This window comes from Paenibacillus aceris (genome assembly GCF_017874035.1).
Classification (GTDB): domain Bacteria; phylum Bacillota; class Bacilli; order Paenibacillales; family NBRC-103111; genus Paenibacillus_E; species Paenibacillus_E aceris.
Map to the genome: position 1 here is coordinate 42,153 of NZ_JAGGKV010000026.1, position 22,916 is coordinate 65,068.

Sequence of the window (22,916 nt, forward strand, 5' to 3'; positions counted from 1 at the left end):
TGCATCAAATTTAAGGGATCCCCAAACTACAAAAAAAGATCGCCAACCCCCTCATTCAGGGCGTGGCGATCTTTTCTGCGTTTTCTAGTTCAGCAAGTTGTAGATCGCTTGTGCTGCTTCCACACGGATTGTATGCTCATCCGGTACGAAGAGCCCTTCTAGACGACCTGTCAAAAGCTTCGTTTTTAGCGCGCTATTTACATAAGGCAAGGCCCAGTCGCTGATCTTGGATGCATCCGAGCTTGCTTCTGAGGACTACATTTTGTAGATAAAACAGAATCTGCAAATTCAGAAGATATCGGTCCCTAACAAGTAAGCGTTTTCCATTCTAATAATCCAACCTAATCCTCGCCCTCACTCCGCAGCGTATTACTGAGTTGATTAACGCAGTTAACGAATGGAAACTGTGCATCGTGCATACATTCAGCCAGAAACAAACTGTTAGTGAAGAAACATCCGCATCAAGTAAAGTAAAAAAGCTCTATCCATCCCCCCTTCCCGTTGTAAATGTAGATACAACAGAAAAAGTACAGAGAAATGGAATAGAGCTTACCTTCATTTTCTACAGGAGTCGTTTATTGCACTTCCGCAAGCGTCGGAAGCGCAGGAATCGCACCGCGGCGCGTCGTGGTGATAGCACCCACGCGATTGGCAAAGCCAAATACGCGCTCGGCGACACCAGCTTCAGCAAGCGCGTACACGATGTTTGCAGGCGTCACGCCCAGCGACGCCAGCTGAAAGAGCATGCCGCCGACGAAGCTGTCGCCGGCGCCTGTCGTATCCACGGCTGCCACAGGCGTGCCGGGGATGACGACATCCTGCCGCGCACTCACAACGCGGCAGCCATCAGGACCTAAAGTGATGATAATCACTTTAGGTCCTCGCTGCAGCAGCTGCTGCGCCCCAGTGGTCGCGTCTACGCCGAGGAGGAATTCGATTTCCTCCTCGCTGACTTTGACCACATCCGCAAGCCCAAGCTGCGCAAGGATTTCCGCCCGAGCGCTATCTGCACTCGGCCACAGCGCAAGGCGCACATTGGGGTCGTAGGACACCAATGCCCCAAAATCTTTCGCTCGGCGCGCTGCATCCAGTGTCGCGGTGCGGCAAGGCTCGGCAATCAAGGATACCGAGCCGAAATGATAAACCGCGGCGTCTTCCAGCCACTGCGCTTGGACTTCGTCTGTGCGCAGCAGCATGTCCGCCGCCGGGTCGCGGAAAAACAAGAAATCGCGCTCGCCATCCGCGCGCAGCGAAACAAACGCCAGCCCCGTCTTCGCCTCTTCGGTCTGGATGACAGCCGTCTGCACACCGACTTCGTCAAGCGTGCGCACGAGGAAATCGCCGAATGGGTCTCGGCCGATTTTGCCAATAAACCTTGCGTCGCCTCCGAGTTTAGCGACCGCCGCAGCGACATTGGCCGGCGCTCCGCCCGCCGCCCGCTGGAAGCTCGCGACGTCAGCCAAAGCCTGTCCGTTTACTTCGGGCACGAAGTCAATCAAAAGCTCACCTAAACAAACAATATAGGTTTTACTCATAAGTCCTTATTCCCCCTTACTTTGATAGCCCAGCGCATTCATGATATAGGCTGTTGTTTGATGGATAAGCGTTTCTATATCCGGTCGCTGGTCCGTAAAAAGCGGCTCAAAAAAATCTCTTTGCTTATAGAAGAATATTGAACCTAATACAAACATCAACGTGCTATCCAAAGACTCGAAATGAAAAAAACCTTGCTGTCTGCCCGTATCCAACAAGGATCTTACTTTCTCCCATACCGGAAAAACGAGTTCTCTCATCTTCTCGACACGAGGGGATAGCGTAATAATCTCCATTTGAATCAGGCTGATCATTTGAGGATCTTTAGTCCGGATTAAAATGACTTCTTTAATTATTGTCTTCATCCCTATGACAGGATCCTTAATATCAAAAAATCCGGATAGCTTATGCGTTGGAAAAAACTGACGAAAGATCTCGTAGAAAACGCTCTCTTTTCCGCCAAAATAATAGGAAACCAGAGCCACATTGGCCCCGGCCTCCTCACATATTTGACGAACGCTAGTGGCATCATAACCATGCTGGGCGAACAACTTTTTAGCAGCCAGAACAATTTTCATCTTCATGTCTGATTCTTGATGTGTCATCGTTTAGCGTCCTCCTTGCATACTATATTAAGCGACTTGTGAGCGATGTCCAGCAGCGTTCGCTGCTTTTCCTTTTTTCAAAGACACAACCACAATATCAATAACTAATGCAATTGCCGCAATTAGAACCAGGAACCCAGCCTCTTTGCCCACGCCAGGACCGCCGAACAAAATATTCATTAAACCGTTCACAGCATAAGTAGCCGGGAAAGCATTGCTCAAAGAATGATAGAAGCTCGACAAAAGTTCCCTTGGCACTATAGCTCCAGATGACACCAATTGCAAGGACAACATCGCGATGTTAAATAGCATACCTGCGTTCCCAAACAATGTCAAAAACATTTGAGCCACGAAAGCAAAAGTAAGCAGGAATAGGGACTCGAATGACCACAATGCCATAAATCCTTTCTCCACATGCCCGCCCAAAGCAACAACCATCGTCGCGCTTATGAGTCCGACAACCACTGCGGCGATAACGGTTAACACTAGACGTGCAGCCATTTTGCTCATTTTATTTACCGAAGCACCAAGGATGGTCGTAGAAACGCTAAAATTCATACCCATGATCATCGTTCCTACAATAGAAGCAAGCACAAGCATCATCGGAAGCATCTGATTCGGCATATCTTTCACTTTATTTGTACTTTGAATATCTGAGGTTACTTTGTTCGCAAGTCCTTGCGCGATTTGCCCTGCTTGCTCAGCCGGCAGATTCGGATTCATTTGGATGAGGACAGCAGATGCCCCTGCGGCCACAGCTTCCTTGTTCACTGTTGCCGTTACATTGCCTGCTACCGCCTGCATCACGGACTTCGTCATCGACGGATTGGACTCATTGATTGTATACGAAATTGGAGTTGTTTGCCCCGGCGTTTGCAGCTTTTTGGAGAAGTCCGCCGAAATGTGCATAACCATCTGCACTTCACGATTATTGAGCATTTCTTGCGCCTTCTCAATGGCGTCTACTTGTTCCGTCTGAAAAGGCAGATTCGCTTTCAAATTGCTTACCACTGTCTTCCCTAAGCCTTGATCCTCATTCACAATGGCGATCTTCAAATTCTTCGTGTTATCCGATACGCCTGAATAACCTGTCATCCAAATCAAACTAAATAATAGTTGAAATGTAATGGCTGTAATAATTCCGACCTTCGTCGTGCCTTGCTTTAGAAATGCCCCAAGTGCCTGCTTCAAAATGTACCACTCCCCAAAGATTTAAACGATCATTTAAATTAAACGTTTGTTTAAATTATATTTCGGAGCTTTCCTGCTGTCAATCTAAAAATGAGGCTGTCCCAGAAGTAACAATTATAGAATCTGCAAGACAGTCTCAAGCGGGATAAGATAAATAGTTAGATAAAAAAAGGAGCTAAGTCGCTTGTATGTGCCTAGCTCCTTTGCTTTTTGCGTCAACTGCTGCTTTTTTCAGATTGTGGGCAAGGGAAAGCCCCCTGACCTCCAGACATACTTTGCATAAGCCTCGAAGCAGGTCTCCAGCACTTCTTTCATTCGCTCAGAACGAAAACGGTCGATGGTTCGGAAGTCCGGCCGCTGTCTACCTTCGATCCACATGAACATTACGTTCTCACGAACAGCCTTAGCAATTTGACGGGAGGAGTAAATTCGCTGAGTGTAGGCGTAAATGATAACTTTGGCGAGCATTTTTGGGTGATAGCTGTTTCGCCCGCCTCCGGGATATGCCCTTTCAAAAACAGCATGAGGGCACTTATAGAAATTCGTGTGAATAGCGTTGTTGCTGTCTCGTTTGATAACGATTTCTTTGGTCCAAGTATTTTCCGAAATATTGTAAGTGTGTCTGCTATTCTTCAATTGCAAGCCGGTGATCTAGTTGAGATCTTCGCTACAGTTAGCACTAGCGGAAATATTGTAGCTACTACAGCTACGAGTTTTCAAGCAGCTAGATTTCCATCATAACACTCACTTGTCGGTTCCATAAACCGTTGAACTAATTCAACTACCGGTAACGTTAGTCGAAAGACACCTTAGAGCAGTTTGCGATCAGCAGCTGCTCTATTTTCATTAAGCAAAAGGGCAGATTAACGCAATAACATCAACTTTTAGCTCGAATTTCCTACCTGTTCTTTGTCATGATAATATGTTAGCAGGACATTCGCGGACAAGGTAGTAAGCACAGCTGGTAAAAAATAATCAATTAAGGGCAGAGTCTCGCCTAGAGGTTTAGAGGTTACATATAAGAACGCTAGGTACATTGATAAAACAAGAAAAACCGTCAGTTTCTCACTGACGGTTTTTACATGGTATTAATCTTGTTTGCTACCTTTGTTTTTCTCGTGCCCGTTGCCGTTACCGTTCCCTTTTTCGCCGCCGTTGTGGTGGCTATGGTTCTTTTTCTCTTTTTCTATACCAAATTTATCTAAATCCTGTTTATCTTCGCCCTTCTTCGTTTGATCTGTTTTTTCCGTTACGAAGTGTTCCTGTTTCTTTTGATCCGAGACGGACTCATTTGTAACTGGCGCTGGAACTGGTGTTGGAGATGGAACCAGCGGAGCAATGGACTGCTCTTCCTTAGCTGTAACGCTCTCATTCTCCTGCCCCAGTTTCTCTTTACGTTCGATTTTGGCCAATTTTTTATCTAGATGAGTAAACGACTTCTCTATATTTTTCATTAAAGCTAGCTGGGCTTTCGGATTTCCCACCTTTTCCAAGGCCGAGGCTAAGGCAAGAATGTTATGCTGCAAATCGGTCTTTACCTTCAGGACCTGCTCCGGATTTTTCACTTCCTTTACAGGGGTGTTCACATCTTCGGTTTCTGTTTGCTCAGGATCTGCTGTCTGCTCACTGCTCGGTATAGCTGCGATAGTTGTTGCAGTTTCTTTTTGTGTTGAAGCCTCTGCTTCAGTAGCCGGCGCTTGTGTCGTATTTTCTGCTAGCGTAGTCTTAACAGTTATCGAAATACCAGTAGCCTGGTCTGTTTTTTGAACAGCACTTTGCTGAGTTTCCAGTGACTTCTGAAGAGATAGACTCGCCTCATTCGATTTACCTTGAGCCAATAAGGCGTTCGCTTCTTTTAGTCGCTCTTGGGCAAGTGCGGTAAGAAGTCGTGCCTCCTTTACGTCATTGACAGTTAGGGCCATTCGAATATTTTCGTACATTGTTTTCACAAAATAGAAGAAGTCTCCTGGCAAAAGATCTGGAGTCTCCGTTTCGGATTCGTTCAAAGTCGTGCCTGCTTGCGAGACAGACGTATTCTGGGTGACGCTCACAGATGTGGGAGTAGAAGACGGTAATGTTGTTGTTGTAATCTCCGAAGCCAATACACTACCGGTACCCACGCTAAAAATGAGTATGCTGAGTATGGCGCTCTTGGCGAGAAGGTTGTTTCTTTTGGTCTCTTTCGTTAACTTCAATAACATGAGTGTTACCGCCTTATTAATTTATTTTAGCTGCAGCTGATACTTAGGTATACGAGATCCAAAAGTATTTTTAGGGGGCAGGTAGGATTAGGCACGCAAAGGTAACAATAGCTAAACAAACAAATAGACTGTCACAAGGCAGCTTAGGAGTACTGTGAAATAATATTAATAGAGAAAGTATACCCTCACAAAAATAGAAGAAGAATCCGAATATATTATCGTAGACAACTTAGGAGGCGTAAAAAGATGAAAAAAAGATGGATGGTTATCGCGTCATGTGTACTGGCAACGAGCCTTATGGCAGGATCGGCATTTGCAAAATCCGAAACAAACAATGCTAATGAGGGCAAGTCGGATAAAGTGAAAGTTAACGTTGATCTCAAGGTGAATGCTAAATTGGATGTGACTGTTACATCCGATACTTATGGCAATCAAGGTCATAATGGATACAAGGGGCTGCTCAACGCGATCAACAATGTGAAGGACAAGCCTGCAGGGGCTGTTATTGCCGATCTTCTTTTGACAAAATACGAGACTCAGCTTACTGCTGAAATGAAAGCTGAGCTTGAGGCCATCAAAGAGAAGGACGCAGCCTTATCGGAGTTTGCTGATCTGTTGGATAGAACCGGGAGCGTAACCGACGCGGTTTACGTTCAAAAGGAAGCTATTATTGCAAACGTTACAAATCTTGATTCTTACAAAAAACTTGGTAAATTGTACGATAAACTAGGGAAAAAAGGTGTGAAATTATACGTAAACGGTGAAGAGCCAACTTTCGAGGTAGCTCCATTTATCCGCGAAGGCAACACTTTAGTTCCATTCCGTGCTATCTCCGAGGCGTTGAAAGCAACGGTTACCTGGAATGAAGAAGAGCGTTCAGTTACTGTTACACGTGGTGGTATCACAGTGAAACTCTTTATTGATAGTAAGACAGCAACTGTCAATGGGAATGAAGTCACTCTTGAAGTTCCAGCGGCTATTGAAAACGGCAGCACGGTTGTGCCGGTTCGTTTTGTAAGCGAAGCCTTAAAAGCGGCAGTTAAATGGGAATCAGAGACCCAGTCTGTCGTTATCTACGAAGATTAATCCAGGATCAAATTCTAGGAGCCATCCAGTCGCGGATGGTTCTTTTCTCATCCGTTTGAACGAGTGGCTGGGGAGAGTTTGATACCCTCATATATTTTTCGATCTATAGTTTTCTCACAGCACCCCCAGCCGCTAGAACGTAGGATTGTTGATGCTCGAGAATTACACATAGCATGAGATAACGATTTAATGATGCAAATAAAGAAAATTTCGCTGATTTATCGATCTCCAACATTAATCTTTTGACGCTTTCTTACCCAACAAAAATGTCTTCCTGGCGGCTGCATTCACGACGCGAATGAGGTGATTTGGCGGGAATGTCGTCCTCCAAACAAGGAACGGTTTCTTTTTGTTTTACAAATTTGCAAAGAGGGTGTCCCTCAGTCATTTTTATGACTTTTGGGACACCCTCTTTGCAATCTGTTATTTACGTACAGCCGGCTGATATTCTCCAGGTACCATACCCGTTGAAATCGCTATTCGATTCCAACAGTTGATCGCATTAATCGCCATAATTAAATTGACAAATTGGCCCTCGTCGAAATGTTTGCGGACTTGCTCATACAATTCCTGTGGCACGCCGGCATCCGAAATTTTGGTTACAGCTTCCGTTAACGCTAATGCAGCGCGCTCCGCTTCCGTATAAAACGGAGCTTCCCGCCACGCGTTGAGCATATACAATCGCTGCTCTGTCTCCCCCATCGCACGCGCATCTTTCGTATGCATATCAAGACAGAAGGCACAGCCATTCATTTGTGAAGCACGAATTTTAATGAGCTCCAACAGTTGGTGATCAAGACCGCTCTTCTTCACATACCCTTCCAATTTCAAAAGTGTTTGTAAAGCTTCAGGTTGCACTTTAGTATAATCCAGTCTGATTTCCATGTGTCACTACACTCCTTAAATTTTTTTGTGTAAAACAAAAGCACTTCGTTCAAAAATTCATCTAAATGTCGACAACATTAATCGACGATTAACCTTATCTATAATATAGCCCTTTATTTTATGACTGTCAACCAAAAATACCAAATGCCCTTATTTGACAAGGTTCTTAAATCCACCTAAGATGTTTAATAATAACCTTGATATCTGAAAGCAGGTGTTTGCATGCAGTATAGTATTGGCGTTGAATATGGACTGCATTGCTTGGTATATTTAATTGATATTCCTCCTGATTCGACCATAGGAATTAAAGAACTTTCCTCTTTTCAAGGTGTTTCGGAGACCTATCTTTCGAAGATTTTTAGTAAATTAGCAAAAGCAGGTATCGTAAGCTCTGTCCCTGGTGTAAAAGGAGGCTATCGATTAGCCAAGTCTCCTGATGACATTTCTTTTTGGGATGTAGTGGAGGCTGTTGAAGGCGCTACCCCCATTTTCCAATGTAAAAACATCAAAAATAATAGCTATCTATGTAATGATAAAGACTATGCAGCATGTGCTCTAGAGTCTCCCTGTGTGATTAACCTAGCTATGCTCGAAGCTGAAGATAGTATGCGCAATGTTCTTCGCAACAAGTCACTTACTTGGTTGAATGAAGAGCTTGACCGCGTATTAACCCCTCAATCGCGCAAAGATACTCGTGAATATTTCGCTAATAGCAACAATGGTTAATAGTAAATTACGTATGCCAAGCTCACGGAAAACAAAGAATAACCCTACAAAAAAAACCTTGATTTAGCCAAGGTTTTTTTGTAGGGTATTTGCATGTTGGATTAAACCGCTATTTCAGCGACAATCTCTTCATCCAGAGATAAATGGATTTGATCCCAAAAAACTTGCATCTGAAACTGCGTGTACATATATTGCGCAATGGCTTCAAACAGGTTCCCTTGTGTGAGGATTTGACTGCGTCCTCCTGCGAATATTTCGGCCGAGAATCCCAGATCCTCGTCCCACATCAGCTCAACATCAATATCATTTGGCTTGAGCTGTTTGCGTTCCGCCATGCTAAGACAAATCGCATTAACGATGTCTTGTTCCGCTAATCGCATGCTTATTACCTCTCATGATTTCGATTCAACTTCCTTCTTTGTCTGAAGAAAGATACGATCTTCATAATCATAACAACCAAGACAACTATGGCAAGCACGTTCACTAATAACCCAAGTATATTACCGAGTGCTCCCAAGCCCCCAAATAAGCCTCCGAATAACAGGCCAGCAACGCCCCCAATTAACAACCCTTTCATTAAACCACCACTGAAAAATCCAGGCTTTGCGGCTGATGTTGCAGCGCCGGGCGTTTTTGTTGTTGAACTGTTCGGTTCATTTTTTGAAACGTTATTGGCAGGGGATTTTTGTTGATCTGTTGGTGTGTAACTTTTGCGTGGCGCTTTGTAAGAAGTCTTCGCTTCTACCAGCGTTGGGACGGTAAAGGAGAACACCAACATACTTGCCATAATCAGCATGATAAATTTCTTGAACATTATGTCACGGCCCTCCTAGTGAATGCTTAATATGAAAGTTTGATCACTTTCGTCCTATTCTATACGTTTTACTTGAGAATTGGTTTCAAAAGTGCAATCATCTAGGAGACACCGCGGGTTGCGAGTAACTTTTTATTCCAAAAGCCCACTTAATTCCGATGTTTTTTCTGCATTCGTTTTACTCCCGGGCATTAAGCCCAGCCGCTGTGTCATTTGCTGGCTAATGTCCCCAAGACGTTTGGTATGTTCCGTAGCTGATTGTATAATGGTCCGATTGGACTGTTCAAACATATCCAATGCACTAAAAAGATCGTTCATTCCTCGTTCAATGGAATCCATTTGTAACCCTGGCTTTCCAAGCAATTCGTTCGTTTTCTGAGTCGTTTCTTTCAGCAAGCGCGAGTTGTCCTCAAACATTTTATTCAGAGTCGCGTTTGCGGAATTTACAGCATCAATTGTCTGTACTTGGTCCTCGATAGCCATAGAAATCATCGCCGATACGGTAAGAAGATTCTGTGTCTTATCGATTGTCGCATTAACAGCATCTATTAATTTATCGTTATTGTCGTTTATGATATCTGTACCGGCAATCGCCTGTTGATAGAGGATGACCATTTCCTGAAATGACTGTATACGCGTGACGACTTTACGAAGCCCTCGCTCCAGATGCGTTTTACGGTTTTCATTTTCGGGCTTGGCAATCTCAAGCTCAAAAAGCTGCTTCAAATTCTCCCCCATCGCTATCCGCATTTGAAGATTGTAGACAGATTCCAATGAATTTTTCTTCAGTGTTTTCATATAGGCCATATTTTCCTCGAGTGTTTCCTTACCATTTCGAAGGGATTGAACAATGGCATTAACGTTGGTCTTCACGGATTGATACTTGTATATATAATTTTTTAAAGGCGTCTTTTTCATCATCTTTTCGAAAAAACCAAGTTGCTTGCTCTTGCTCAAAGAATCAATTTCATTACGAAGCTTCAAAATATTGTTTTGAACCTCTGATCGTTTACCAGACATCAATTCATTCACTGGACGTTCGAGCATGGCCAACGATTGCCCGGCCTGCTCCATCGTTTTGGAACCCATACGTCCTATGGAATCCATTAATGTTTCCAATTCCATATTATCGGTAGTGGACACTTTTTGGAGCAGTTCTTTCGCTTCCTGCTCTACTTTCTGCAAATCCGTAGACTTCAATTGCACCAGTTGGGTTGTCATTATCCGTTCCTCCTTTAGTCTGTTGAACGATAGCGTTGTTGGATGAGTTCCATTCGTGTTTGCAATTCGATTAAATCCTTTTGCTCAATTGTCTCAACGTATGTGGAGATTTGAGAGTTGATATCCTTGATCCCCGTAAGAAGAAGTCGACGATTTAATCGTTTCGCTTCCCCTCCCAATTTTAAAAATGGGTTAATTGCGCCATTAAGGTCCTTGAAAATCAAACGTTGTATATTATGATTCATGTTTGCATCGTTAAGTTCTTTTAGCTGCGGGATTAACCTGCCTACTCTTGAAAGTAAGCTTAGCGTTTTTTCAACGATTTCGTCATCCAATGTGCTCTTTTGCCCCTCAGAGATGATCGTCTCTTCGATAACATGAATATACTCTGTTATTGGCTCCCAGAATGGATCACTTTCTATTTTCGGTACGATTTCATTATCCGTATTGGTTCTGCTTGCAGGCTCTATCTTTGGTGAAGAACCACTAGTAGAACCTGAGATATTTGGCCTTTTTAATGCGGCATCATGTCGACCAAATACGATAATACTTCCTATCGAAAAAGTAGTTGGCACTAATAAGTTAAGTGCGCCAGGTAGAAACCGGGCAGTTAAAAGACTTACTATATATCCAACAACTGAAATGCCGATAGCGACTTTTAATTTCGAGTGCAAGATACTCCCCCCCTTGAATAACTCTATTATACATTCAAAAGACAAATCCATACAAAACCAAAGCGAAAAAGAAGAAGACCTCCGCATCCGCAGAAGCCTTTTTCACCGTTGTCCATAGGTCACAAAAAAATAACCCATACAGGTCTCTCCCTGCCATGGGTCAATTTTAGTGTTTTTTTGGTTACTGATTAGTATTTACAGATGCAGCGAGTAATGATAACAAGCAAAATAAACAGAACCAGAATACTTCCTATACTATTGTTGTTGTACGAGCAAACTTTGGCTACCGGGGCTACCGCAACTGGTTTAGGGAATACGAACGAAGTTTGTTGGTACGATGCGTGCAGGTGAATATCGTTGTGCACCGGTTTATGCATAATTGGAGCTGGCTGTTGTGCGATCGGCATCGGCATCGGCATTGGCATCGGGGCCGGGGCAGGCATTGGCATTGGGGCAGGCATCGGAGCAATTGGATAATTTGGAGCTTTAACAAATTCCATGGTGGAGCACCTCCTTAGAATAATGAAGCTTTTAAACTCATGTTGTTATCGTTAAGGTTGGGTGAATAGCTTACAACATCAGTCTATGGGGGAGCACCTACCACGAACACGGTAAACACCCAGATTACCCAAAAATGGTTACGTATCATGGGCGAACAAGCCTCAGGCAGATGCCCGCTTGTACATGTGGAGTCTTGCGATGGTGGAACCCTCGTATTGCATTGAAAAACAGCTCAGGGCGTAACGTTGCAACAAAAAAACGGCGGTCAGGAACAAGTTCCTGACACACCGTCTTGTCTTACACATATGGATTGTTGTCTCTTTCGAAACCAATCGTAGTTTTAGCGCCATGTCCCGAATAGACGACAACATCATCTTCGAGAATGAACAATTTATCTTGAATGGAGTCCAACAGCTCATTGTTATTCCCGCCAGGCAGATCCGTCCGGCCTACCGACAGTTTAAACAGGACATCCCCGCTGAACAAATGTTTGTCATATAGGAAGCTGACGCTCCCCGGAGAGTGACCGGGAGTATGGAATACTTTGAGCTTGATGCCCAAAAACTCTAAAATTTGTCCCTCATCCAGCGCGTATTCCGCGGGTTCCGTTTCAATCAGGACCCCCAGCTCCGGCCAGCGGGCGGAACCGTTCTTCTTCGGATTCGTCAGCCAGTCGGCTTCCAAATCGTGAACGTACACAGGGCAATTTTTGAGCTTGCGGATTTCATCAACGCCGCCGATATGATCAAAATGAGCATGCGTCAGAAGAATCGCTTCAATATCCAAATCGGCAATCTTTTTGATTAACGACTTCGGATTCATACCAGGATCGATGATAATGCCTTTTTTTGTTTCCGGATCTGATAGTAAGTATGCGTTCGTGCTTACGGGTCCTAGAACAAATGTATCTATGTTAATCATATGCCCTCACTTTAGAATTCACTTAGAACGACTCGATTAAGTCACGAAGTTCCTTCACGATAACAGCATGGTATCCGTTACCTTCACCATATTGACGGCCCATTTCGGCTCTGGCTACTTGAATTTTTTCGTTATAATCCGGCGCTTCGCGATCTGGATTTTCTTTTTTGAACTGCGTCATGACCGCCTGTACGTTTTTCGGACGAGGGCCCCAGTGTCCAAGCACGAAACCGCCTGTATCTGTAAACACAACGATCGGAATTGCACGGCCGCCACCTGTCAGGAATTGGTCGATTACATCGTAGTTTTGCTCAATAATCAACACTTCTACAGGCACACCGCTGTTCTCCAGCGCTTTGAATACGACAGGTACGTTGCGAACAACGTCACCGCACCAATCCGCAGCAATAATGACACAGCGCAGATCATCACGGTTGTTTAGAGAATCGAAATATTCCTTATCCTCTTCATTGTCCCATGCAAATCCGTTGTAGTAATCCAAAAATTTCTCTTTATTTTTCTCCATGCCGTCAATGAATTGCTGTGGCTTTAAGCCTGTGCGCAATTTGCTTGCAAGATTCGTACTCATCGCTACCCATCCTCCTAATAAGGGATCTTTGAACGTAGATCAAAGTCTCTCCTTTTTCATGATTCTTCCTTATTATTGTAACAAATTGAATCGAAAGCGCCAAATCTAGGAAGCTAATTTTTCGCTTTTCTTTTCAAATAGATTTGATATCCCACGTATAAAAGCGTTAGAACAATTGCTGCAATTATTAATGGCTTAATATAAGGTCCTGCAATTTGATCAATTGTTTCCCAGTTATCTTTGAGTTTCATGCCTAAGTAAACATAGAGAAATGAATACGGAATTAAGGCTAAACCGGTGTACAGCGTAAATTTGCCAAGCGGCATTTTGGCCATGCCACCAGGTAGGGATATGGCGTGACGAACAATAGGAATGAATCTGGCTGTAAAAATCATGCCCGTACCGTAGCGGTTGAACCACGCTTCAGCAACATCGATATGATGCTTGCTAATCAGCAAGTATTTGCCGTACTTCTCCAGGAAAGGTCTGCCTCCATAGCGTCCGATCCAATAAAGCACGATTTGTGCTAATGTTCCGCCGATAACCGCGCAAACAATGGCACCGAGAAAATGAATTTCGCCTTTGGATACCAAATAGCCGGCATAGGCAAGAAGCAGCTCGTTCGGAATTACTTCCAGCATCAATCCGAGGAAAATCCCCCAATACCCAAGCCCTTCCAAGTAAAGCAAAACATTGTGAATCAACTCACTCATTCATGAACCCTCTCTCCCTCAATTATCCATTCCAAATCTACCTTTCATTCTAACACAGGCGAGCTCTGATCAACCAGTTTCCCCGTTGTCACCCTCTGTCTGCGCTGCAAAATAGGAGAGTATATGATCTTTGCAGGCTTTCACCGGCGGACTTAATTCTTTGCTTGCGCGATGAATGAGACCGTGTTCGAGCGGGATCGCCTCCTCCCCTTCCAGCTGCAGCAGCTTGCCTGACCGCAGTTCTTCCTGAACCGTGCTTCGCGGCATCAAGGAAAGTCCCATCCCGTACATCAGTGTTTGTTTGATCATCTCAGAGCTGTCGAACTCAAGCGCTGACAAGGCTGGTTGCCCCTTGTCGGTGAGGAACTGATGGGCAAGCGTCTGGTAAATGCAGCGCCCGCCAAAGCCGATGACCGGAACATGCGACGCCGCTTCCCAGCCATCCCGCCCGACTTGACGGACTAGGGCCGGAGCCCCCACCCAGATTAATTCATCCTGCATAAGCGGGATAAAAGTTAACTGGCGAACCTCCGGATCACGCGGAACGATCCCCAAATCTACGCGGTACGCAGACACCTCTTGGGTAATGTCGCGGTGAAACCCAGTCTCCAGCTGCAGCTGGATCTGTGGATATTGCCTGAACAGGGACGGCAGCAGCTGCGGGAGATGCGGCACGCAGAACGATTCCAGTGCGCGGAGACGAACCGTCCCCTTCGGTTCATCCATCCCGTTTAATTTATCCTGAAGCGACTCGCCAAGCTGCAGGTAACGATAGGCATAGGGAGCAACCTCTCGGCCTGCAGCCGTCAGTTCCACGCCCCGCGGCAAACGCTCGAACAACGTTTGACCGAGGGTTTGTTCCAGCTGATGGATATGCGTCGTAACCGTCGATTGTACATAACCGAGCTTAAGAGCTGCCTTGCTGAAGCTCTTTTCCTCCATCACCGTGATGAACGTCTTCATACTCCGTCCGTCCAGATGTTCAATCATTCCCACTTCACCTACCCATCGAATTATCAAATATGTCTGATTGATATTATTCATTTTTCAAATACCTATTCTCATGATAGCATCAGAACAACGACAAGAAAAGAGGAGGAGTACCGCTGCATGCAACTCAGATCGATTATAAAATCCAAACCAGCCGCCAAGCAGCTGGCCAGGTTCATCCCCGGCATCGGCGGCTTTCTCGCCATCCTGCTCTGCAGTACCGCCGGTGAGCTCGTCCACGCCCCGCTGCTCATGGCGCCGCTTGGCGCCTCCTGCGTCATCGCCTTCGTGCTCCCGCAGAGCCCGCTCGCGCAGCCCCGCAGCCTCATCGGCGGCCACCTGCTCAGCACGCTCATCGGGCTGTGCGCCCTCGCCGCCTTCGGCGTCCATGCGTGGAGCCTCGCCCTCGCGGTCGGCGCCGCCATCACGCTCATGCAGCTTACGCGCACGCTGCATCCACCGGCCGGCGCCGATCCGCTGCTCGTGATGCTCACCGGCGCGAGCTGGGGCTTCCTGCTCACGCCGGTGCTGCTCGGCGCTGCGCTGCTCGTGCTGGTTGCCCTTGGCTACCACCGGGCAACCGGCACCCGTTACCCCACCGCCTGGTGGTAACGCCAATAAACAGATTCATGCGATGACAAGCCCCTGCATAAAATGTACAAGTATGTTTGTACAGGAGGCGGGTCCCTATGTCCCAAGTATGGATTGTAAAACGCAAGCATTTCTATTTGACAGCCCTTGTGCTGCTGCTGCTTCTCTCCGGCGTGCTCTATTTGAGCCGCGGGAAAATTGTCCCTACACTGGCCGAGCCCGGGTCCGAAAGAACCATTCACATGGTTGTGGGCGAGTTTAAATCAACGACCAAAGACGGGAAAACGATTGAAGCGTACCGCTGGGATCCCGGCACCATTCTCATTCAAAAAGGCGAAAGAATCAAACTGAGCATTTACGGCGTCAACGGTGAAAGCCATCCTTTTCTTATCGAAGGACTTAACATTAGCGGTGAAGTCAAAAAAGGAAAAGAAACGATCGTTCATTTCACCGCCGAGCAGGAAGGTACGTACCGCATCATTTGTCTGACACATACCGATTTCGCTCACAGCGGCCCAATGATCGGTTACCTGGTAGTGGATTAGCGTCTAGCGATTCTTCAATCGGCGCTATTTTTTCAATGAATACCTTATGGCCTTCTGCTTATCCGACGCTTCTTAAAGGCGCTTGGCATACAGAAGTAGCAATAAGGTTTCTTTTCGTTTACACTGTTGCCAAGTTCAATGATTTTTCGTGAAGAAGGTGCTTAATTTGAAAACCCAGATCCTTGTTGCCGATGATGATGCTCACATTAGGGAATTGCTTCGTTTCGTATTTTCCAAAGAAGGCTTTGCGGTATTTGAAGCAGCAGACGGAAAGCAAGCATCGGAGCTGATGGAGCGCGAGCAGATTCATTTGGCGGTTGTCGATGTGATGATGCCGCTGCGTGACGGACTCGCCTTATGCGCTGAAATTCGCGAGCATTACGATATTCCAGTTCTTCTTTTGACCGCCAAGGGAGGGCTTGAGGATAAGGAGCGAGGCTTTGCGTCCGGAACTGATGACTACATGGTGAAACCGTTCGAGCCTAAGGAATTATTGTTTCGCGTGCGCGCCTTATTGCGTCGCTACCAGCTTGTCTCCTCGGAAAAGATTACGTTAAACCAGACCATGATCAATCTCAAAAGCTATGAAGTGATCTCCCGAGGGCAAACTCTGCTTCTCCCGCTCAAAGAATTTCAGCTGCTCGCGCAATTAGCCAGCCATCCTGGACGTATTTTTACGCGGGAACAGTTGATTCAAATGCTCTGGGGAAGCGACTACCAAGGCGACAGCCGGACCATCGATGTGCATATTAAGCGGCTAAGGGAGCGATTTCAGGACATGGCTGACGACTTCGTTCTTACAACCGTTCGGGGGCTTGGCTACAAGCTTGAGGTGACTGCAGGGTGAAGACGCTATATTTCCGGATCGTTATAACCTTCATCGGGATCGCAATGGTCAGCAGTATGCTGGCCCTGCTGTTTTCAAACAGCTATTACTCGGCCAAACTGCGGGACGAAAACGAAGAACAAATTTGGCGTGTTACGAACGAAATCCGGTCCTTATATGAGCAAACGCCTGAGCTTGATCCGGCCATCTTTTTCACACATATCGCGGGCATGGGCTTTCAGCTGTATGCCGTTAATGATCGGATGGAAGGCACATTTTACGGGACGCCTTTCCGGCACACCCAACTCGATCCCGAACAAATCCGCCAGGTGTTGGCTGGACAAACCTACCGCGGCATTCTCGTAGAGCGTCATTTCCTGATGGTGACCGGCTTCTTTGAAAATAGTCTGAGAAACAGCATAGGCGTTCCTATTCAGGTGCAGGGAAAGCCATTCGCCCTATTCGTCCGGCCTAATTTGGAGCAGCAGATCGGTGGAGTGCGTGTTCTTATGGCCTTCCTGTTAGGACTTACTTTCTTATTCAGCATTCTCTTCATCGTTATTTTCTCTCAGTATATTGTGAAGCCCGTCAAAAGGCTGCGCGAAGCTACGAAACGGATCATTGGAGGCGATTTTAATATCGCGATGGATGTCTCCCGGCAGGATGAGATCGGCGAGTTAGCCAGAGACTTCACCTACATGGCACAATCGCTCAAACAGCTGGATGAGATGCGGCAAGAATTCGTCGGCAATGTTTCCCACGAGATCCAGTCCCCTCTGACGTCCATACAAGGTTTCGCGCAGTCAATTCTGGACAAAGACACCTCCGAGGAAGAGAAGGAAAGGTATCTGCATGTCATTTTAGATGAAAGCAAGCGCCTCTCCTCCCTTAGCAAACAGCTCCTGACGCTAGCTTCTCTGGACAAAGAAAGTCATGTCGTCAAGCGGAGCGTCTTCCGGCTAGACGAGCAAATCCGTCAGATTCTAATCCTCACCGAGTGGCAGTGGACCGAGAAAGAAATTGCGATAGAGCTCGATCTGCCGGAAGTGACGATTTCCGCGGATGCCCAACTGCTTCATCAAGTGTGGCAAAACTTTATTACAAACAGCATTAAATTTTGCCGGCGAGGTGATACCCTGCAGATCGGAATTCAGCTGCTGGAGAAGGACATTCTCGTGGAATTTAGCGATACCGGCATCGGGATTCCTGCGGATGAATTGCCGCAAATTTTCGACCGCTTCTACAAAGCCGACAAAGCGAGAAACCGCGCCAACACCGGAAGCGGCCTTGGACTCGCGATCGCGCAGAAAATTATTGCGCTCCATCATGGGCGCATCGACGTGCAAAGCGATTTGGGCAAAGGCACCTCTTTCAAGGTGCGCCTTCCTCAAATCTAATTGAACATTGGGCTCCTTAGGTTCCCGTCCCTAGTGGCTCGAAGCCCACTCTATGCATACAAATAGTATAGAGGGAGTGTGGATGCAGTCATGATCAACAACAATCAAAGTGAAAAACATAAACAGCAGCTGCCCAATGCCCGCAGCATTCGGAGGGCTTGCAGCAAGGAATTATACCGGACCGTGAAACGGTTGAAAATATGGCTAACCCCGGAGCAAGTCAAAGAGGCCGAGGAGCTGTATGTGAAAAAGGTAATGCTCAACCTCCCCTTCATCGTGGAGAACGGGTCTAACCGTAAAGCACTGTCCGACTGGTTTGACGTCAACGTAGGACCTGAGCTTGCTCCGATTTGGAATGTTGAGCCTGCAGCCTTAAACAGCGCTTTTCGCGATGCATTTGGCGGTTAACTAAAGTGAAAAAAGGCCATGCGTATGTCAACCATACGTCATGACCTTTTTTTATTGGTAATTAAGAGAACTCAGGCAGCCAACTGCCGTGTGCTTCAATCAACTCGTCGCACATCGCCACGATGTCATCCATCGACAGCTCAGCTGATGTATGCGGATCAAGCATCGCCGCGTGATAAATATGCTCGCGTTTGCGTGTAATAGCCGCTTCAATCGTCAACAGCTGCGTATTGATGTTCGTGCGGTTGAGCGCTGCAAGCTGTGGTGGCAGATCGCCAACGTAGGTAGGCGTAACTCCGTTGCGGTCAACCAGACAAGGAACTTCCACGCACGCTTCGCGCGGTAAATTCGTAATTAAGCCGGTATTCATCACGTTGCCGCCGATTTTGAACGGAACATCCGTCTCAATCGCTTCAAAAATGTAGGAAGCATACTCGTGTGAACGCTTGTGCGTCAAATTCGTATCGTTCACGAGATCCTCGCGCATTTTCTTCCAACGGCTGATTTGCTCGACACAGCGGCGCGGGTATTCGTCAAGCGGAATGTTAAAGCGGTCAATCAACTCCGGATAATTCCGTTTGATGAAGTACGGATGATATTCCGCATTGTGCTCGGAGGACTCCGTAATATAATGACCGAATTTCAGCATCATTTCGAAACGGACCATATCGTTATGCTTTTCTTTTTGCTTCTCGATTGCACGCTTCTTGATTTCCGGGTACAAATCGACGCCGTCTTTCGTTACCTCAAGCAGCCAAGCCATATGGTTGATGCCCGCGATTTTAGCTTTTACGCCTTCTTTGTCCATGCCAAGGCTCTTGAACAGCTCAGGAATACACGCTTGTACGCTGTGGCAGAGGCCGACGGTGCGAACGCCGCCATGCGTGTTCATCACATTGGTTAATACAGCCATTGGATTCGTATAGTTTAAGAACAAGGCTTCCGGACAAACCTCGCGAATATCCGCTGCAAAATCAAGCATGACAGGAATCGTACGCAGATTTCGGAAAATACCGCCGATACCAACCGTATCCGCGATCGTTTGTCGCAAGCCGTACTTCTTGGGAATTTCAAAATCCGTAATCGTACATGGATCATAACCACCTACTTGAATGGCGTTCACCACATACTTCGCTCCTCGCAAAGCTTCCTTGCGGTCTGTGTACGTTTTGATAATCGACGTGCTTTCGGACGTTTTTTTGATATTATTCAACATGTTGGCCGAGTCCTGCAGCCGTTCATGGTCAATATCAAAGAGAGCGATTTCAAAGCCTTGCAATGCGGGAGTTTGTAAGCAATCCCCCAGCACGTTTTTGGCGAAAACCGTACTTCCTGCGCCTAGAAAAGTGATTTTGGACATGTGTAAGTTACCCTCCAATATGTATTCGTTCTCATACCCTTACTATATCGCAGGCTTGCTGGAAAACATATGGATTGAACGAACTCCAATATGGACATTTGTAGTTTATTGGAGTACGCTAAAATCAAAAACCAAAGAGGCCACTATGACTACGGATCATTCCTATTTTAACGTCAGCATTAATCCGCATGAAAGCAATAGCGAGCTCTCCGTGCTTTTTAGCGGAGAAGGCAAGCCTCTCCCTCTGCACAAAATGGGGCCGGCTGTTCATGATTATTATTTGATCCACACCATACATTCAGGCAAAGGGACGTTCGAGATGCATAACCGCACCTACCCATGCAGCTCTGGTGACAGCTTCATCATCTATCCTGGAGAGTTATTTAGCTACGTTGCGGATGCCGAGCAGCCTTGGCACTATACTTGGGTCGCCTTTACAGGACGGAGCGCGGGCTTGACGCTAACACAAATAGGCGCCTCCCCGCAAAATGCGGTCATTTCGGGGAGCTCCCCCCGCTCCATCCGTCACTATTACCGCCGAATCCGCTCCTGCTTTCAGCAGTCGATGCACCCGGCGTTGGAGGATATCGAAGCTGCCGGCTGGCTTAGGCTGCTGCTCCGTGAGCTTAGCCGGGCTGACGATCCTCAGGTGAGGACGAAGCCTGCCACCGAAACGGAGATCCAGCGGCAAGTCAGTCAAGCGGTCCGCTACTTGGAGCTGCAGTACACGCAAGCGGTCTCCATCGAGCAGCTAGCCCGCACACTAGGCTACCACCGAACCTATTTGTGCAAAATGTTCAAACAAGCCACAGGCCTCGCCCCCATGCAGTACTTATTCAAAATCCGCATGGAACGCGCGAAGCAGCTATTGGAAACGTCCATGACCGTTGACCAGGTGGCTTCTTCCGTCGGCTTCAACGATGCGCTCTATTTCTCTAAGCAATTCCATAAATGGAGCGGCAGCGCACCTTCCGTGTATCGGAAGGAACGGAAAAGCAAAGGTGTCTTTAGCGGGTGAATGAGCAATGAACGTGAGCGGTTCTTCTTGCATTTTGCGAATCATAGGCGGGGCATCGCAATGCACCACCTAACAATAAAAAAAAGCTCCTCCACCCCATAAGGGGCGGGAAGCTTTCTCTCGTTAAATCTCAATATCGACAATCAAACTATCTTCACGACCCACTTCGCGAATATAGGCCGCAACCGCTTGATGCTCAGGATTTGGACCGTATGCTTCCAACGCAGCTTTATCTTCAAAACGTACCGATAAAACCACTTGGTATCCTTTATTTTTCTCTGAGAAGTTAAGCCCCGCTTGAATATCGACGATTCCCGTCAGATGAGGGCGAAGCGCTTTAAAACGGTCAACGACTTCTTGAAGCTGCTCCTGGGTTGTTGTTTCTCCGAACTTTACTAGTACAATGTGATCGATCATGATATAGAACCCACTTTCCCCAAACAATTTTGGCACGTTTATGATTAACGTCTTTAATCATAGCAGGAAGATGTATATTCGTCGATATTGGCAGCAACTGCCCCTACTTCGCAGCCAGCTCAGCTATGCGAGAGGACAATACAATGTGAGCACCCGGCTCGCCCATCTTCGCAGAGGCAATTAATCCAGCGGCAATGGTGCTCGCATGAATAGGGCGGTAAGTTCGGAGTCCGCCAATCATCAGCGGAGAAATCGCCCGGGAAACCAAGCTGCCGAGCTGCTCACCCACTCGAACCTCATCCCGGTCCCCTAGGATCAGAGATGGACGAAGCAAGTAGAGCGAACGAAGGTTCAACGAACGAAGTCCATGCTCGACATCACCTTTTACACGATTATAGAAGATAGACGAGGCACTGTTAGCTCCCATCGCCGTCACGATGACAAAGGCCCTCGCCTTCCCCCTGCTCGCAATTTCCCCCAGCTTCATCGGATATTCAAAGTCAACTTTGCGAAACTGCTCTTGAGAGCCGGCCTTTTTGATGGTCGTTCCCAGAGTGCAAAATACGTGCGCATCCGCCATAACCGCAGGTTCAAGCTCAGAATCCAACCGGTTGTAATCAGTTATAAATTGGACAAGCTTTTCATTTCCCCGAAGATGACTGACTTGCATGTCCTTACGAACGAGCGCAATGACTTTATCGTACGCAGGATCTTCCAACAGCAGCCGGATAAGCTCACGTCCTACTAACCCTGTACCCCCAGCTACGATAGCTGACGTCCCCATACTTTCCCTCCTCTGAGCAGCCCTATCTATGAGCTAATCGCATTTACACTTCCCAATCTTCCCGCAGAGTCTCATGAACCTTGACTAAGAACGCAGGAGCATCGTGGGTAATTTCGGCGTTTTGATTTAATTTATTGGCAAAATGGTGCGCAATAGGCGCTGCCAGCTCCGCCAATTTCACGTCAGGCATCGTAGGTACTCTCTCTATCCATGCCTGCAAAAGCTGCCAATCCTTTGCTGTGATCCCTTGTCTTACAGAATCCTCGATGTTCAGTGCGATATCAGGATAATTCTTTCGGGTAAGCGCCCTTACCAGCTGTTTCCGGCGTTTCATCCGTTCGAAACGAGCCTCAATCACGACAATCGTTCCAGCCACCATATCACCGATCCGTTTATCCTTCGAGCTTAAGAAGATACTGACTACTCCAATAAAATAGAAAGCTGGCATAATATCCAGCAATCGAAACAGATTTCTTATCAATACGGATAAAAACGTAGCCGACTGGCCGTTGTTTTGAATGACGCGCAGCCCCAGCATTTTCTTTCCTAACGTTTGCCCGCCCATAAAAGCTTCCGTGCCGATGAAATAACCAAGGTTCAATACGATCCATAACACAATGGTAATCGCGAGGATGTAATCCGCAAGAGCAGGCAGCCAGTTACCTGAATATAACCGACTCATCAGAATAGCGAATAAAAACAATATGGCATTTATCCCTGTCAAAATAAGGACATCCATGAGATGCGCTGCCGCCCTGCTGCCAATCCCGGCAGTTTGGAATTGCAGCTGCACCTGCTCAGGGGTAATGACGGTTACTTCTTTATCCAGAGACTCGTTCATAGCATCTCCTTATCATTGCAAAATTATGGTAATTCAAGACGTAAATATGATAGAATAAACAGGTTAAACGCAAAACGAG

The 22,916-nt window shown here is 46.6% G+C and carries 26 protein-coding genes and 2 pseudogenes; 8 read left to right on the forward strand and 20 right to left on the reverse strand.

Annotation, left to right across the window (positions count from 1 at the left end; translation table 11 throughout):
- Positions 1–84 precede the first annotated feature (84 nt).
- The 6 genes and pseudogenes from J2Z65_RS36210 to J2Z65_RS29840 form a co-directional block, all read right to left on the reverse strand.
- A pseudogene (locus J2Z65_RS36210) lies at positions 85–228 on the reverse strand (hypothetical protein); the annotation flags it as partial.
- Positions 229–575: 347 nt separating this feature from the next.
- Positions 576–1,535, reverse strand: a complete 960-nt coding sequence (locus tag J2Z65_RS29820; protein ID WP_167067010.1) for a PfkB family carbohydrate kinase — start codon at positions 1,533–1,535, stop codon at positions 576–578.
- A 6-nt stretch (positions 1,536–1,541) separates the two neighbouring features.
- Positions 1,542–2,138: a TetR family transcriptional regulator gene (locus J2Z65_RS29825; RefSeq protein WP_167067013.1), complete on the reverse strand. Its 597-nt coding sequence runs from the start codon at positions 2,136–2,138 to the stop codon at positions 1,542–1,544.
- Between the two features lie 27 nt (positions 2,139–2,165).
- Complete coding sequence (locus J2Z65_RS29830) at positions 2,166–3,329, reverse strand: YhgE/Pip domain-containing protein (protein WP_167067016.1); 1,164 nt, start codon at positions 3,327–3,329, stop codon at positions 2,166–2,168.
- Positions 3,330–3,596: 267 nt separating this feature from the next.
- Positions 3,597–3,848, reverse strand: a pseudogene (locus tag J2Z65_RS29835) (transposase); the annotation flags it as partial.
- 569 nt (positions 3,849–4,417) lie between these two features.
- Positions 4,418–5,530 (reverse strand): DUF5667 domain-containing protein, encoded by a 1,113-nt coding sequence (locus J2Z65_RS29840; RefSeq protein ID WP_167067019.1) that lies wholly within the window; start codon positions 5,528–5,530, stop codon positions 4,418–4,420.
- Positions 5,531–5,776: 246 nt separating this feature from the next.
- Between J2Z65_RS29840 and J2Z65_RS29845 the strand changes: the two genes are divergently transcribed.
- Positions 5,777–6,616 (forward strand): copper amine oxidase N-terminal domain-containing protein, encoded by an 840-nt coding sequence (locus J2Z65_RS29845; RefSeq protein ID WP_167067022.1) that lies wholly within the window; start codon positions 5,777–5,779, stop codon positions 6,614–6,616.
- Positions 6,617–7,039: 423 nt separating this feature from the next.
- Here J2Z65_RS29845 and J2Z65_RS29850 read toward each other — a convergent pair whose 3' ends face one another.
- The gene (locus J2Z65_RS29850; protein ID WP_167067025.1) at positions 7,040–7,501 is read right to left on the reverse strand and encodes a carboxymuconolactone decarboxylase family protein; all 462 of its coding nucleotides are present in this window, start codon (positions 7,499–7,501) and stop codon (positions 7,040–7,042) included.
- Positions 7,502–7,723: 222 nt separating this feature from the next.
- Between J2Z65_RS29850 and J2Z65_RS29855 the strand changes: the two genes are divergently transcribed.
- Positions 7,724–8,227, forward strand: coding sequence for an Rrf2 family transcriptional regulator (locus J2Z65_RS29855; RefSeq protein ID WP_167067028.1), 504 nt, complete (start codon positions 7,724–7,726; stop codon positions 8,225–8,227).
- A gap of 101 nt (positions 8,228–8,328) precedes the next feature.
- Here J2Z65_RS29855 and J2Z65_RS29860 read toward each other — a convergent pair whose 3' ends face one another.
- The 9 genes from J2Z65_RS29860 to J2Z65_RS29900 form a co-directional block, all read right to left on the reverse strand.
- On the reverse strand, positions 8,329–8,607 hold the full coding sequence (locus J2Z65_RS29860; protein WP_167067031.1) for a DUF2653 family protein: 279 nt from the start codon (positions 8,605–8,607) through the stop codon (positions 8,329–8,331).
- A 5-nt stretch (positions 8,608–8,612) separates the two neighbouring features.
- On the reverse strand, positions 8,613–9,041 hold the full coding sequence (locus J2Z65_RS29865; RefSeq protein WP_167067034.1) for a hypothetical protein: 429 nt from the start codon (positions 9,039–9,041) through the stop codon (positions 8,613–8,615).
- Between the two features lie 132 nt (positions 9,042–9,173).
- Positions 9,174–10,262, reverse strand: a complete 1,089-nt coding sequence (locus tag J2Z65_RS29870; RefSeq protein WP_167067037.1) for a toxic anion resistance protein — start codon at positions 10,260–10,262, stop codon at positions 9,174–9,176.
- Between the two features lie 14 nt (positions 10,263–10,276).
- Positions 10,277–10,936: a hypothetical protein gene (locus J2Z65_RS29875; protein WP_167067039.1), complete on the reverse strand. Its 660-nt coding sequence runs from the start codon at positions 10,934–10,936 to the stop codon at positions 10,277–10,279.
- Positions 10,937–11,124: 188 nt separating this feature from the next.
- The gene (locus J2Z65_RS29880) at positions 11,125–11,436 is read right to left on the reverse strand and encodes a hypothetical protein (protein WP_167067042.1); all 312 of its coding nucleotides are present in this window, start codon (positions 11,434–11,436) and stop codon (positions 11,125–11,127) included.
- 298 nt (positions 11,437–11,734) lie between these two features.
- On the reverse strand, positions 11,735–12,358 hold the full coding sequence (locus tag J2Z65_RS29885) for an MBL fold metallo-hydrolase (protein WP_167067045.1): 624 nt from the start codon (positions 12,356–12,358) through the stop codon (positions 11,735–11,737).
- Between the two features lie 22 nt (positions 12,359–12,380).
- Entirely contained in the window at positions 12,381–12,947 is a 567-nt protein-coding gene (locus tag J2Z65_RS29890) for a thioredoxin family protein (RefSeq protein ID WP_167067048.1), read from the reverse strand.
- A gap of 113 nt (positions 12,948–13,060) precedes the next feature.
- A complete protein-coding gene (uptA, locus tag J2Z65_RS29895; protein ID WP_167067051.1) occupies positions 13,061–13,660 on the reverse strand; it encodes an undecaprenyl phosphate transporter UptA in 600 nt (199 codons plus the stop codon).
- Between the two features lie 69 nt (positions 13,661–13,729).
- On the reverse strand, positions 13,730–14,650 hold the full coding sequence (locus J2Z65_RS29900) for a LysR family transcriptional regulator (RefSeq protein ID WP_167067054.1): 921 nt from the start codon (positions 14,648–14,650) through the stop codon (positions 13,730–13,732).
- A gap of 120 nt (positions 14,651–14,770) precedes the next feature.
- Between J2Z65_RS29900 and J2Z65_RS29905 the strand changes: the two genes are divergently transcribed.
- The 5 genes from J2Z65_RS29905 to J2Z65_RS29925 all read left to right on the forward strand — a co-directional run bounded on the left by J2Z65_RS29905 (position 14,771) and on the right by J2Z65_RS29925 (position 18,417).
- Positions 14,771–15,262 (forward strand): HPP family protein, encoded by a 492-nt coding sequence (locus J2Z65_RS29905; protein WP_167067057.1) that lies wholly within the window; start codon positions 14,771–14,773, stop codon positions 15,260–15,262.
- A 77-nt stretch (positions 15,263–15,339) separates the two neighbouring features.
- Positions 15,340–15,786 carry a cupredoxin domain-containing protein gene (locus J2Z65_RS29910; protein ID WP_167067060.1) on the forward strand — a complete coding sequence of 149 codons (447 nt, stop codon included), beginning with the start codon at positions 15,340–15,342 and terminating at the stop codon, positions 15,784–15,786.
- Positions 15,787–15,952: 166 nt separating this feature from the next.
- Positions 15,953–16,633 carry a response regulator transcription factor gene (locus J2Z65_RS29915; RefSeq protein WP_167067063.1) on the forward strand — a complete coding sequence of 227 codons (681 nt, stop codon included), beginning with the start codon at positions 15,953–15,955 and terminating at the stop codon, positions 16,631–16,633.
- On the forward strand, positions 16,630–18,009 hold the full coding sequence (locus J2Z65_RS29920) for an ATP-binding protein (RefSeq protein WP_167067066.1): 1,380 nt from the start codon (positions 16,630–16,632) through the stop codon (positions 18,007–18,009). The genes J2Z65_RS29915 and J2Z65_RS29920 overlap by 4 nt, the downstream gene beginning before the upstream one ends.
- Before the next feature lie 90 nt (positions 18,010–18,099).
- Positions 18,100–18,417, forward strand: coding sequence for a dehydrogenase (locus J2Z65_RS29925; protein WP_167067069.1), 318 nt, complete (start codon positions 18,100–18,102; stop codon positions 18,415–18,417).
- Between the two features lie 61 nt (positions 18,418–18,478).
- Here J2Z65_RS29925 and melA read toward each other — a convergent pair whose 3' ends face one another.
- Positions 18,479–19,777 (reverse strand): alpha-glucosidase/alpha-galactosidase, encoded by a 1,299-nt coding sequence (gene melA / locus J2Z65_RS29930; RefSeq protein WP_167067071.1) that lies wholly within the window; start codon positions 19,775–19,777, stop codon positions 18,479–18,481.
- Positions 19,778–19,922: 145 nt separating this feature from the next.
- Here melA and J2Z65_RS29935 point away from each other — a divergent pair, with 145 nt between their 5' ends.
- Entirely contained in the window at positions 19,923–20,795 is an 873-nt protein-coding gene (locus J2Z65_RS29935) for an AraC family transcriptional regulator (protein ID WP_167067074.1), read from the forward strand.
- Between the two features lie 123 nt (positions 20,796–20,918).
- On the opposite strand, the gene J2Z65_RS29940 is transcribed toward J2Z65_RS29935, so the two are convergent.
- The 3 genes from J2Z65_RS29940 to J2Z65_RS29950 all read right to left on the reverse strand — a co-directional run bounded on the left by J2Z65_RS29940 (position 20,919) and on the right by J2Z65_RS29950 (position 22,837).
- The gene (locus tag J2Z65_RS29940; RefSeq protein ID WP_167067077.1) at positions 20,919–21,212 is read right to left on the reverse strand and encodes a Dabb family protein; all 294 of its coding nucleotides are present in this window, start codon (positions 21,210–21,212) and stop codon (positions 20,919–20,921) included.
- Between the two features lie 103 nt (positions 21,213–21,315).
- Entirely contained in the window at positions 21,316–21,996 is a 681-nt protein-coding gene (locus J2Z65_RS29945; RefSeq protein ID WP_167067080.1) for an NAD(P)H-binding protein, read from the reverse strand.
- 43 nt (positions 21,997–22,039) lie between these two features.
- Positions 22,040–22,837: an RDD family protein gene (locus J2Z65_RS29950; RefSeq protein ID WP_167067083.1), complete on the reverse strand. Its 798-nt coding sequence runs from the start codon at positions 22,835–22,837 to the stop codon at positions 22,040–22,042.
- Between the last annotated feature and the right edge of the window lie 79 nt (positions 22,838–22,916).